This is a genomic window from Janthinobacterium sp. GW822-FHT07A03, from assembly GCF_058798815.1.
Map to the genome: position 1 here is coordinate 214770 of NZ_JBXAKW010000009.1, position 13420 is coordinate 228189.

11 protein-coding genes are annotated in these 13420 nt (G+C 54.9%); 1 reads left to right on the forward strand and 10 read right to left on the reverse strand.

Going from position 1 to position 13420, the window contains the following annotated elements:
- Nucleotides 1-4: 4 nt before the first annotated feature.
- A complete protein-coding gene (locus AC1RJW_RS24280) occupies nt 5-1327 on the forward strand; it encodes a hypothetical protein (RefSeq protein WP_493047222.1) in 1323 nt (440 codons plus the stop codon).
- Here AC1RJW_RS24280 and AC1RJW_RS24285 read toward each other — a convergent pair.
- The 10 genes from AC1RJW_RS24285 to AC1RJW_RS24330 form a co-directional block, all read right to left on the reverse strand.
- On the reverse strand, nt 1324-2844 hold the full coding sequence (locus AC1RJW_RS24285; protein WP_493047223.1) for an alginate O-acetyltransferase AlgX-related protein: 1521 nt from the start codon (nt 2842-2844) through the stop codon (nt 1324-1326). The two genes, AC1RJW_RS24280 and AC1RJW_RS24285, sit on opposite strands and share 4 nt — an antisense overlap.
- A gap of 11 nt (nt 2845-2855) precedes the next feature.
- Entirely contained in the window at nt 2856-4367 is a 1512-nt protein-coding gene (locus AC1RJW_RS24290; RefSeq protein ID WP_493047224.1) for an MBOAT family O-acyltransferase, read from the reverse strand.
- Nucleotides 4368-4467: 100 nt separating this feature from the next.
- Entirely contained in the window at nt 4468-5310 is an 843-nt protein-coding gene (locus AC1RJW_RS24295; protein WP_493047225.1) for a GNAT family N-acetyltransferase, read from the reverse strand.
- A gap of 179 nt (nt 5311-5489) precedes the next feature.
- Nucleotides 5490-6722 carry a lipopolysaccharide biosynthesis protein gene (locus AC1RJW_RS24300; RefSeq protein ID WP_493047226.1) on the reverse strand — a complete coding sequence of 411 codons (1233 nt, stop codon included), beginning with the start codon at nt 6720-6722 and terminating at the stop codon, nt 5490-5492.
- A 76-nt stretch (nt 6723-6798) separates the two neighbouring features.
- Entirely contained in the window at nt 6799-8715 is a 1917-nt protein-coding gene (locus tag AC1RJW_RS24305) for a polysaccharide biosynthesis protein (protein WP_493047227.1), read from the reverse strand.
- 40 nt (nt 8716-8755) lie between these two features.
- The gene (locus AC1RJW_RS24310) at nt 8756-9316 is read right to left on the reverse strand and encodes a sugar transferase (RefSeq protein ID WP_493047228.1); all 561 of its coding nucleotides are present in this window, start codon (nt 9314-9316) and stop codon (nt 8756-8758) included.
- Nucleotides 9317-10261, reverse strand: coding sequence for a UDP-glucose 4-epimerase family protein (locus tag AC1RJW_RS24315; RefSeq protein WP_493047308.1), 945 nt, complete (start codon nt 10259-10261; stop codon nt 9317-9319). It lies immediately after the preceding gene.
- Between the two features lie 76 nt (nt 10262-10337).
- Nucleotides 10338-11429: a DUF1972 domain-containing protein gene (locus AC1RJW_RS24320; RefSeq protein WP_493047229.1), complete on the reverse strand. Its 1092-nt coding sequence runs from the start codon at nt 11427-11429 to the stop codon at nt 10338-10340.
- A 99-nt stretch (nt 11430-11528) separates the two neighbouring features.
- The gene (locus tag AC1RJW_RS24325) at nt 11529-12335 is read right to left on the reverse strand and encodes a glycosyltransferase family 2 protein (RefSeq protein WP_493047230.1); all 807 of its coding nucleotides are present in this window, start codon (nt 12333-12335) and stop codon (nt 11529-11531) included.
- Between the two features lie 3 nt (nt 12336-12338).
- Nucleotides 12339-13379 carry an EpsG family protein gene (locus AC1RJW_RS24330; RefSeq protein WP_493047231.1) on the reverse strand — a complete coding sequence of 347 codons (1041 nt, stop codon included), beginning with the start codon at nt 13377-13379 and terminating at the stop codon, nt 12339-12341.
- Between the last annotated feature and the right edge of the window lie 41 nt (nt 13380-13420).

Consider the following 13420-nt stretch of genomic DNA (forward strand, 5'->3'; position numbering starts at 1 on the left):
GAATTTGAAGTTACCCATGAAAAATCAGGTTTTCACTCCTCTGGCCATTGCCTTGACAGCCATCGTCCTGGCGGTCATCTGGTTCTGTTTCGCCCCTGGCTTCATGTCATATGACTCCATGGTGCAATACAAGACAGCACTGAATCAGTACTATACGGATAGCCATCCCGCGATCATGTCTTATGTGTGGCATCTGTGCCTGTCCTTGGTATCCGGGCCGCAAAGCTTGCTGCTGCTGCACCTCGCCTTGCTGGCAGCAGGCATCCTGATCTGGTATGGCAATGTGGCGCACCGCGGATGGGCTCTGCTGATTCCCGCCATGTACCTGCTACCATGGGTCCTCAACTTTGCCGGGGTGCTGTGGAAAGACGTAGGCATGGCTTTCGCCCTGCTCGTAGCGACGGGACTGCTGTACACGAAGACGAAGAACTGGCGCATCGCCGCCTTGGCCATCCCGTTCATTTTCTATGCGTCCGCCGTCAGGCACAATGCCATCCTGGCAATCGTACCCCTCATCTACTTTGCACTGCGCTACTTCTGGCCAACACGATCCATCGTGCAAGTAGCCATCCTGAGCGTGCTGGTGTCGGCCACCCTGCCTCTGGCCACGTCCGTCCTCAGCTACAACGTCCTGCAGGCGGAAAGAAAACACTTTGAAACATTAACGATGGGGGATGAAGTGGCCAAGATCGCCTTCATGACGGGCGAAAACCTGATGCCTTGGGTAAAGCCTGAAGACAATGCCACCTGCTCCCCCATGCTTATCCAATATGAACGGGCGATGTGCTTTGTCCGCAAAGGCTATGACCCTAGCGGCAGCCTGTTTGCTGGCATGCCGCATACAACTGCCCACGCCTTATGGAAAAGCACCATTGTTGCGCACCCGCTGCAGTACTTGCAGATCAAGGGCACTGCATTCCTGTATTTCCTGCGTTCGCCCACACTGGAACCCTACTATGCCTGGCACCCAGGCATTATGGACAATGAACTGGGCATCAAACTGGATAATCCGAAACTGGCGCACCTGATGCAAGCCTATGTCGAAGGCAGCCAGGCGACGCCGCTCAGGGAATTCTTCAAGCCGTATGTCTGGCTGCTACTGGCAATCGCCATGATGGTGCTTGGCGGGCGCATGCGGCAATCGCTGGAAAAGACCCAGATATTGGCCTTGAACGCCTCCTCGCTCGGCTACTTCCTCGGGTACCTGGCGAGCGTGCCGTCAGCCGATTTCCGCTATATCTACTGGTGCATCATCGCCACCAGCCTGTCCATCATCATCTGGCTGGCCGCACGGGCCAGCGCGCGTGCAAGCCTGGCAAAAAACTAGCGGCCAAGCTCCACCGCATCGATCGTCAGCATCGAGCAAGCATCGGGAGAGTCGAGATCGATACGCACGCCGGCGATCATGGCCGCCGGCTGCCATGCCGGCAGCGTCGCCAGATCGATGGCATTGCTGCCAGGTGTAGCCATGAAACGTACACTGAACGCTTCGCTCGGATGGCCGTCCGCGGCATGCCAGAATAGTTGTACCGGCACCGCCACGGACTTATCGTCGCAGCCCAGATTAAACGCCACTCTGGACGCTTCGGCCGCGCGCACTACCGGCGCGAGCTTGAAGGTAATGAAGGCATCGCCACCAGTTACACGGTAAGCCCGGGAACCAGGCACTGCTGCCAGGTCATTTGCCGAGGACTCCGTGCCACGCGCCAGGGCCACGAAATTGGCCGGTTTGGCCGACACATGCAGCGGCGGTACCTGTTCGAACCGGGGTGCTCTCGCATCGCGCTCGACAACGGTGAAAAACACATAATCCGGCTGGTACTTCTCGACCAGCTTCACCACCATGGCGGCATCGGTCACGCCATAATGAATCTGCAAGGTTTCACTGAACGTCGCTGCCATATAGGGCGACATGGCAGTACCGAAAGAATCGCGCAGCCACAGTACTTTCTTTCGATTCAGGGCATTGGGTGACTTGACAAGCATCGGCGTGCGCGGAGCGCCCACCTCAGGATTCCCGCCCGATTCCAGCAGACGGCCCGTCTCAAAGTCATATTTCGCCGTCTCCACCGGACGCCCGATATCAATCTCAACCGGAATCTCGCTATCATGCAAGGTCTCGCTCAACTTGAGGAAGTTGGCCAGATCGCCCCCGTTGCGCTGGACGGCCGTACCGGGTCGCACCTGCTGTCCGGAGAGCCTCTGCAGTCCCGGCGCCGTGCGTGCCAGCTCGTCCCCCAGGGCTCGCATGGCAATCCATCCGCCAAGCCGGTTCCAATGGGTATCCGTTTTGTAGTAAAGGGCTTGCGCAAATTCTGTCCTGGCTTTCAGCATGGCAGGCCGCACATCAACATACTGGCCTGGCTTCATGCCAGCGATGAGGGTATCTGTGGCCGATGGCTTGCGCGCTTGCGCCCAGCCAGGTGCCATGTCGCCATACACGCTATCCTTGTTCGGCCCCAGGACTACGTGGAAAGCCTGCACGCCTCGCGCTGCCAGCCATTGCTCCCAGCCGGTGGTGGCCAGGGCAATTCTCCTCGCCGCTTCGACATCGGCAGGTGTGCTGCCGCGCCGAGTCACCGTCAGCGTCTGTTCATATTGGTCCCCCAGATACAGCCAGCCTTGACGGCCTATCGTCACTTGGCTGGGACTGGTGGAAATGCCAAAGCCATACAGCATCCGGCTCCAGTAAGGCAAGGCAAAATCAAGGTTGTACAGCACGGCGCGGTGCCACCAGGTTTCACCCGGCTTTTTTTGCACCTTGCCCAAGCTCAGGTTGATAAGGGGCACCAGCGACAGCACCAGCAATGCCAGACCGATAAAGGTAAAAATCCTTTTTTTCATGATGATACCGCTTAGAAATTGAAGTAAAGGAAGACAGATGTCGTTGTCACCAGCACGGAATACATTGCAAAACAAAACAGGAACAGGGCACCTGTCATTTTTGTCCGGCTCAAGCCGCTTTGCATCAAGTCAAAGGAATTCTTTTGCCGGACAATCACAAAGGCCACCACGACTGCGCAGAAGCACAGGAAGTTCGCCGCCAATCCGGTAGGCAACCAGCGCAGCAGATAGTCGGTCAGCCAGCCTCCCCAGGCCAATTGGTTACTGGGAATCGTGACCAGTGGCAGCTGCTGAATCGATGCGAAATCGACCATGCCACCCAAAATGCGACGGGCATCGCCCATGTCTTTGGCGCGGAAGAAAACCCAGGTGACATTAATAAATAGAAAAGTTACCAGCCAGGCCAGCGGTTTCGGCATGCTCCAGCCCCGTCCACCCCAGAAGCGGTGCAGCACCAGAGCGCCGCCGTGCAGCGCGCCCCAGATAATAAACATCCAGCTGGCGCCATGCCATAGGCCACCCAAGACAAAAGTGGCCATCAGATTGAAATAGACACGCCCAGGCGAACAGCGATTGCCGCCGAGCGGGATATACAGGTAGTCGCGCAAATAACGGCTCAGCGTCATATGCCAACGGCGCCAGAAATCCTGGATATCGAGCGCCTTATAGGGTGAATTGAAATTGATCGGCAACCAGATGTTGAACAGCAACGACGCCCCGATCGCCATGTCGCAATAGCCGCTGAAATCAAAATATAGCTGGAAGGTATACGACAGGCTGGTCAGCCAGGCACTGAAGAAATCCAGTTGCGCCTTGCCGTCGAAACCCGCGTTGGCCCAGATGGCAAAGGTGTCGGCGATCACAGCTTTCTTGAACAAGCCGATACTGAAAATGAACAGTCCAAGCAGGATATTACGATGACGGACAGACAAATTGCGGTGCGACTTGAACTGCGACATCATCTCGTGGTGATGAAGAATTGGACCGGCGATCAAGTGCGGGAAGAAGGTGACGAACAACGCGTAGTTGAGGAAATCATATTCCTTGGCTTCGCCGCGATAGCTGTCGACCAGATAGGCAATTTGCGTAAACGTAAAAAAACTGATCCCCAATGGCAGCAAGATCTGCGGCAGCACATACGAGGCGCCGAGCACGGCATTGATATTGTCGACCAAAAAATTGGTGTACTTGAAGTAACCGAGCAAGGCGAGATTCAAGCCTATGCTCAACGTCAGCACCGCGCGGCGCGACAAGGGGAAATGCCGCGAACGGAAATCCGAGGCCAAGTGATTACCGATCGAGAAATTGAACAGAATCGAGCCTAGCAACAAATGGATATAAGCGGGATTCCAGTAGGCGTAAAAGAACAGGCTGACCGCCACCAGCCATGCTTTACTCAGCACGACAAGCCGTATCCGGTTAAGAAAAAAATAGCCAAAGAACGAGACAGGCAGGAATAACAGAATGAACTGAGCAGAACTAAAAATCATCGATGCAACCTTTTCTTTGGGTGTTTTCCACACACTTTTCGATCATTCGCTTCATCGTGTCCAGAGTGCAATACATAACAATCCCTTATCTAAAAAACAAAGCTTGCAAGTATTATCGAGCAGCGGGATCGCGTCAAATTCTATCCAGCACCGGGAGCGTCACATGCTCGATGACATGATCCACGGGCATGCCATCGCGCAGTGGGAGCCACATCTGGAGTCGAACAGGGGTCAGTTCGAGTGTCTTTCCATGCCGCTGCAATTCATGCAATATCGCATCCTCTGCCAGTACGTTCAGGCGCCAGCACGAAGGAAGATGGCGCACCATCGCCTGAGCGGCGGCAGCGGGCAAACCGTCGTATGCCGTGACAATGGCGCCTTGGGCATCCTCCAGCACGACCATCGAGCACACTGGATCGGTATAACCATACACGGCGCGCGCAAATGGAGGCAGGGGCAATGTGGTATTGAGTACGAGTTTGCTATCGGGCTTGAACGGCGGCCGATCTGTGCCCTCAGCGCCCTTCACCCAGCCATACATCCAGCGGTCAGCCACCTGGAAACCGTGCTTTTCATATACCGAATACTGGCTGGTCCACAACGTCAGGTAATCGAACTGCTGTTCGCGCGCATGGGCAAGAATGGCCTCCAGCATACTATTGGCGATACCTTTGCCGCGTTCTCGTGGTGCCACGCAAACGAGGCCGATCATCCCGATACGTAGCGAACGCTCGCCCACCGGATACCGCATTTCCCGCAACACCAGTCCGCCGACGGTCACCACGCCAATACGCGCTTCGGCAAAAATCACGCCTTTCGATCCCGTCGACAACCAAGGGAAATGACGCTGTAGCGTCACACCACGGTGTTTACTTTGGAAAAAAACATCCCAAAACAAAGCTTTTAATGCCTCGGATACAACCGTGGAGAGCGTGATGATCACACCCTCCACATGAACAATTCTCGATGATTCCATGAATTAATGGGCTCCAACATGAACAGTAAAAAGAGGCGGCAGACTGCAGTCGCGGCAGCGGACAGCACTGCCGGCAGCGCATGAGGAGCACGGACAAGGTACAAGGAACAAGCGTGAGGTGCCAGCAGCCGCTGCCCTGCCGGGCCGGGCTCCGGACGCCCCGCGACCGCCCCCTCTACTCAAGGACGGGAAACGTCCATGTTCAACGCCCACCATTTACGCAGCAAAACGATTGCCGAGGACAGGAAGAACCCGAACAGCAGACTCAGCAGCAATACCGCGGACAAGCGGATATTGCGTTTCTCCGGCAAAGTAGGACCAGCGATGAAGCGGCTTTTTTCCAGATACAAATTGATGGAGCGCTGATTGTCGATCGTGATCATGTTATATACCTCCTTGACCACTTCATCGTTCAGATTCTTGCTCTTGAAGACGCCTTCCTTCACGGCTTCGAGACCGCGCAGCAGCGCTTCTCCTGACTGGTTGTTATCAAGCAGGCTCTTGGCCTTGTCGTAGTACTCGCGCAACAAAATACTCTGCGCCTGCTCGCGCTTGAGCCTGATGATGGTTTCGCTGGTGTTCAAAGCTTCCACTTCGCCGGACATCAGATGGGTGACGGGCGACAAATAGCGGGCGCTATCTTCCGTAATTGAAATCACCGAGTTGGCCGCCTTGTTCGCCGCTTCCGGATAATTGCCTACAATCTTCTTGAGCACCACGCCCTTGCGCTGATACATCTCCAGGCGCTCATTCATGGTGATGATATCGTTATCGAGTTTGGTGATCTTGGCCGACAATTCAATATGCTTGAAACGCAGCACATCAGAATAATTAGAATAGATGATGCTGTCGATGGTATAGCGCCCCAGCAAGCCCACCATGCGCTGGGCACTTTCGGCATTCCCTGCGGCATAGGAAATGCGCAAGCCAATCACATTATTGCCGCCATCTTTGGGCTGCTCCATCAATTCTTTGGCGTCTACCTTGGTAAAGGAGAAAATAGGTTCGACCATCTTATTAAAGCCATCTCCGCTGGCCATGGCCTTGCGCAGCCCCGCTATGCCGTCGACTCCCTGCAGCTTGTTCGCCAGTACAAAAGCATCGAAGCGTTCGCTGGTGCTGAAGGTGGCGGCATAGCGCTTGTAATCCGCCAATACGATACCAGGATTACCTTCCTTGTCCTTTTTGACATCCTTATCTTTGTCCAGCGTCTCCAGGGGCAGGGGAATAGGACCGCCAAACTGCAAGAAGCCCTCGCTACGATACTGTCCCAGATACAAGGCACCGGCCACGGCGATCGCCATGACGCCGATCGTGGCGGCGCCTATCCATTTGCGCGCATCACGCAAGGCTTTCACATAATTGGCAACGTTGACGCCATTGTGCTTGTCAAGCTGATTCAAATTTTCCATATTTTTTCTTTAGAAAGTAAATACATCAATCCACCGGTACGGCAAGGCAAGATGTGCGCTGGCCGTACCTGATTACTTAAAGCTGCGACGATCCGGCATCGCCACCACGAGCGCACCAGATTAAATCTTCAATCCCGCACTGAGGCGCATATTCGCTGACTACTTGCAGCAGCAAGGCGCGTACGGCTTCATGATCAAACCGTTCGCACGCTTGCGTCAACTCATCGAGCAGCAGCTGCAACTGTCGCCAGGGCAATTCGGCTTCTTGGGCACGCATGATCAGGGGATGATCGGTGCCTTCAACGTTATCGCCAATCAGCAGTTCTTCATACAATTTCTCGCCGGGGCGCAAACCAACATGATGGATCTCAATGGTGCCATTCGGTGTCTGTTCACTACGGACTTCCAGGCCGCTCAGATGCACCATGCGCTTGGCCAGGTCGACGATCTTTACCGGATCACCCATGTCCAGCACGAAGACATCGCCTCCTTCGCCCATAGCGCCAGCTTGCAGAACCAATTGCGCGGCCTCCGGAATGGTCATGAAATAACGCGTGATTTCCGGATGCGTAATGGTGATGGGCCCGCCTGCCATGATCTGCTTGCGGAACAGGGGAACGACAGAGCCGGATGAGCCCAGTACATTACCAAAGCGCACCATGCAGAAACGCGTCTTGTCTTGTTCGCGTGAAAACGCCTGCAAAATCAATTCCGCCAGTCGCTTGGTCGACCCCATGACGTTGGTTGGCCGCACAGCTTTGTCGGTGGAAATCAGCACAAAGCGTTTCACCCCGGCGGCAATGGCAGCGCGGGCCATGCTCAAGGTGCCCAAGGCATTGTTGCGTATCCCCTCGATGGGGTTATGTTCCACCAACGGCACATGCTTGTATGCGGCTGCGTGATAGACCGTTTCCACCTTGAACGTACGCAGAATCTTTTCGCATTTCTCCGTTTCCAGGACGGATCCCAAGAATGGCAGCAACTCAAGTTCGATATGCTGCGCCTTGCGCAGGCCCTGCAATTCCTGTTCGATGGTGTACAGGGCGAATTCCGACATCTCGAGCAAGATCAGGCGCGCAGGCCGTTGGCGCAGAATCTGGCGACACAACTCGGATCCGATGGAGCCACCGGCCCCCGTGACCATGACGGTCTTTCCAGTGATACACATGGCCATCAAGTCATGGTCAGGCTCGACTGCATCACGGCCCAGCAAATCCTCGATCTCGATCTCGCGCAAATCCTGCAAGCGAACCAGGCCGCTGATCAGGCTCTTGATCGGCGGGGTCACCAAGGTCTTGATCTTCAGAGGCTCCAGCTTGTCAAGAATACGGCGCTGCTGCGCACGCGACAACGATGGCAGCGCCACCAGTATCTTGGTGATGCCCTTGTCTGCCACCAGTTCCGGCAAGTCGTTGGGGGAATACACGCGGATGCCGGCGATAATTGCGCCGTGCAACTCTTTTTTCTCGTCAATGAGCGCCATCGGACGATACTCGGTGCCATAGCTAAGCGTCTGTGCCAACTGGCTGCCGGATGCACCAGCGCCATAAATGGCGACAGGAATACCACCGGTCACGCCGGATATCCGGGCAAAATAGCCGCGCGCTATGAAGCGGCTGGCCGTCACGTACATGATCGCACTGACCCAGTAAATGCCAAAGACGCCGCGCGACAGGCCAATCATGTGCGTGGAGAAAGCAGCAATGGCCAGCAAGACCGCAACGGATAGCGTCACGCCCAGCACCACCACATAGACAATCTTGTAATCGATGAAACGGATCACTGCACGATACAGCCCCAGCTTGATAAAGATCGGAATGGAGATCAGCGGCGCCAGGAGAATCAGCAAGAAGTACGGGCGGAACACGGCGAGGCTGACACCATCAAAACGCAGCAAAATTGCCACGCAAAATGTCAGTGGTAAAAAGAACATGTCCGCAGATGCGGCGATCAGCTGCTTTTGCAAGCGCGGGAAATTCGATAAAGGAGTCATCAATTCATACCAATCTCAATATACGGGCGCAACCTGGGCATCAATGCGTGATGCCATCGCGACGCACCACTTTCAGGAAGGTCAGGAAGATAATCTTCAAGTCGAGGAAAAACGACTGGCGCTCCAGGTACTCGGCATCCAGGCGCACTTTGTCCGGTATCGGCAATTCATCGCGACCGTTGATTTGCGCCCAGCCGGTCAAGCCAGGCAACACCTTGTCGACACCGTACTGCGTACGCAAGGCAATCAAGTCATCCTGATTGAACAGGGCAGGACGCGGACCGACAAAGCTCATGTCACCGACCAGGATGCTCCATAGCTGTGGCAATTCATCCAGGCTGGATTTGCGCAGGAAAGGGCCGACCGGCGTGAGAAAGCGCTTGGGATCGGCCAGCAAATGGGTCGCGACCGCGGGAGTATCCACACGCATGGTACGAAACTTTGGCATGCGGAAAATTCGGTTATGGCGTCCCACCCTGTCCGACCAATACACAAACGGGCCAGGCGAGGTCAATTTGACCATCAGGGCAACCACCAACAGCGGCACGGACAGCACGACGATGGCCAGCAAGGCAACACTTATATCAAATACACGTTTCATTTAATTTCCCCGCGCCGCACGGCGCAAACCTTCATCCACACTCAATGGCGGCACCCAGCCGAGTAGCCGGCGCGCCTTTGAACTATCCACTTGCAGGGACCCGCACAGGCGCTGAGCAAAGCCGCGCTTGCCAATCGCGGCACATGCCGCGCCCAGCATCCATGCGGGTACCGGCAGCAACCGCGCGGGCTTGCCCAGTGCCTGGGCCATACGGCGCAGCAGCTGGCTCGTCGACAGGTCCTCGCCATCGGCAACCAGCCAGACCTGGTTGGCGGCAGCGGGATGTTCCGCGCATACGGCAACCAGATCAGCCAAATTGTCCAGCGCTACCAGGCTGCGCCGATTCTGGATCGCTCCCAGCGGCAGCGGCACACCGCGCCGCAGCCAGCGCATCATGCTGAGGAAGTTGGCCCCGACGCCAGGCCCATAGACCAGCGGCGGCCGTATCACCACCACCTGCATGCCGGTTTCCTGGCCCAGCGCGAACAACGCCTGCTCGGCTTCCAGCTTGGAAATGCCATACGGATCCGACGGTGCCGGAACATCGCTTTCCGAAAAGGCCTGTCCCGGTTGTGTCCCTTCGCCATTCACCTTGATGGAACTGATAAACACAAAGCGCTTTACCCCGGCGCGCGCGGCGCAACGTGCCAGGTGCAGGGTGCCATCGACATTTACACGGCGAAACTCCCGCAACGGATCGGCCGCCGTCTCGTGCATCACATGCACCCGCCCTGCGGCATGCACGACAACACTCACCGAATCGAAAGCATGATCCCAACGTGTCTGGCTGGAAAGATCATCGATGACAAACCTTTCCACCGTCTCAGGAAACACGGCACTGGCATCGCGTGTGCACGCACGAATGCGTCCATCGCCTATGCGGGCCAGCCGTTCAAGCAATGCGGCGCCGACAAATCCGGTCGCTCCAGTCAATAACACCACAATACATTCCTAATCAAAAACATGGGAGCAAGACACCGGCCTGGCATCCTGCCAGCCGCACGGGCGGCTTGTCCTGCCATTAGCGCACCTGGCGCGGCGTGTCAAACAAGGCGGCATATTTCGCCGAAATTGTGCTCCACGTATAATTTTCTTCAGCGATCCGCTTCATGCTGCGCCCAACCGCCTGCAGCTCATCTGGCTGCACGGTATTCAGAATGGCCAGCAAACCTGCTTCGTCATCGAAGTATTGGGCCTGATTTTGCGTTGTTTCCCGGTTATAGCTCACGCCAAATGCCAGAATGGGCAAGCCCAGATACATCGCTTCCACCAGAGACGGATTCGTTCCACCGGCGCTGTGGCCGTGCACGTATATACGGCAATTGCTGCGCAACTGGTTCAGAATGCTCTGGTCATAAATCGGATCCAGCAAATGCACATGCGACACATGCGCATATTGTTGCTTCAACTCCTGCCCATACACGCTATTGGACCAGTTACCGACAATCACCAGGGGCATGCGCGTCTGCGAAGCAAAGACATCGATGATCAAGTGCACATTATTTTCCGGCTCGATGCGGCATACCTTGAAGGCATAATCATGCTGCAAGAAGGGAAAGCGTTGCAATACCTCACCGCTGATAGGCTGCTGCGTCACATGGTCTGCACCATACGCAATTAATTCGCTGGGGCGGCCATATTGCGCGCTGACATATTGCTGAATTGCCTTGTTGTCCGCAATCGTGACATCGGCAAAGCGCACCGCCGTCGCTTCGGAAAGCTTCAGGAACCATTTGGCGAAACGCCCCCATTTGGCGCGGCGCCACTCCATGCCATCGATATTGACGATGATTTTCTTTTTACTCAGCAACTTAATAACCGGCAAGAAAATACAGCCTGAAACCCCCAGGATCACCAGCACGTCCGCATAGCGCAGCGCAGACAACATGGAAACGATATCGTATGGAATACTCTGCACGCCATTCGCGTCCAGATTGACATATTTCAGCTTGATGCCCCTATAGGTCGGCGGCTGCTCGGCATATTTTTTACCACTGCAGTATACGGTGATATCAAACTTGTCGCTCAGATTATCCGTCAAATGCTCGGTCAGCGTTTCCCATCCACCGTATTTTGCCGGCAAGCCCACCGTTCCAATAATTGCAATCTTCATTTACCAGCTTTCATTTTTAACTTGTCATTCAACAGGAGTGCCGTCGCGGATATTTGCCCACTGCATGCAGCAGGACAATCCAATAGGCAATACAAAACATTATTTACGGAAATACCTTAACTTCAGCACATCGGACAATATCCTCAAGCACCCGAATGCGATGGAAATCGACAGACAGCCGATGCCGTAAAAGCGCCAATGGCGCAACATGACTTTCTTTGCGCGAAACTCATTCAAGCGCATCTTGAACAGCGCGGAAGACAGGCCGCCCGTACTGCCTGGCGCGCGCGACAGCGTCGTCATCGGCAGAGGAACGAAATGGACGGCCTTGGCCCTTGCGTTGATATTGAGCAGATACGCATAATCCTCGCAATAACGCATCAACGGCACGCCCAGGCCCAAGTTACGCCGGACTGCAAGGCAAGGGGTATACACGGGATTGAGCGCTGCCAGCAAATACTTGAACGGCAGATGGCGCAGGCGCCCCGCATACCAGCGCGCATTGATGGCATTGATATTGGTCGGCGTGTCGACGGGATGATAAACAATGTCGCACGTACCCTGTTTCAGATAGCCAAGCAGAAAATCCATTTTCTCTGGAGCAAACCGATCATCGGAGTCCAGAAACGCCACGAAACTGTAGCGCGCGCGGCGCACACCCATGTTACGAGCCGACTGGGGGCCACTGTTTTTCGCCAGGCGGTACACCCGCACGGGCACGCCGGACGAATTGCAAAATGGCAACTTTTCGGCCAGCACCAGATTGGGAGAGCAGTCGTCGACGACCACGATCTCAACCTGTCCGGTTGCAGTGGTCGTGACCGATTCTATAGCATCAAGCAACGCGTCATAGCGGGCATATGCGGGTATGACCACGGTGATACCAAATGTTTTTCCGATAGTCATAATTTAAAAAAAGCTCACCGAATTAATGGAAGACGAACCAAGCAGGAAAGCGATGGTCAGGCCAAATGACATGAGCACATAGCAATACACGCGCGAGTACATCTCCAAGGCTCGGCTGCGCTCAAGCTCATAGGCAAAGCACCACACAAAGATCGGATAAATCGAATACACAAACCGATAGCTGAAGTACGGCAGGGGAAACAGCAGGACACTGGCGATAAACAGCAGCCAAAGGAAGTTCGCGTATGGCTTCAGCTCAATATATTCCCGCTTGTTCAAATGGCGCATGAACGCATACAGGCAGAAAAAACTGGCATAGATGCTGATCCGGGCCAAGATCTCGTCGTTATCATGCGCCAGATATTTCGTGACCTCATATACAAAACCGTTGACCGGTGCATACAGGACGCTGTCCGCTGGCACAATGAACAAGCAAAGCAAGGCCAACAGGCCGCCTTGGAGTAGGCGGCGCATGTCACAACACGACAACAGATAAATTGCCAGCAATAACAATGAACTTTTATGCAACAGCAACGACATGACCAGAAAGACAAGGCCAGACTTGTGTTTCATTCCGCGCGAAATAGCCACACAAAACAGGATGGCCGATGCCGATTGCCTGAATGCATTTGTAAAAAACTCGGTGCCCACCGGGGAAATAATCAGGAAGAACAGCATGAAGAACTTGACCCGAATATTTCCTTTCATAAACAAAATCGGCAACACAATGAAGAGTATCCAGATGCTCGCAAAAGCATACCGATTGCACAATGCCCCGGGCGCCATCGAGAAAAAGAAGTCCATGACATAGAAGGAATAGTCATCGGCTTCGATGGCGCCGCCCCCGCCTTGGCAAGCCGACAAGAAATAATTCAGGTATGTCGAAGAGTCCGTGCCGAATTCTGGCGAACGGAAGGCAAAGGCGCACAAGGTGATCAGGCAGCACATCGCAATCTGAAATGACAGACGCGACTTATCCTGGGTAAACATCCCGAGTATCAAGACCGGCAGGAAAGCGAGTATATAAACTTGACCGATTGGCATTTTTCTTTTTTCAAACGGGGCAGTGCCGACTTTGCGCTACG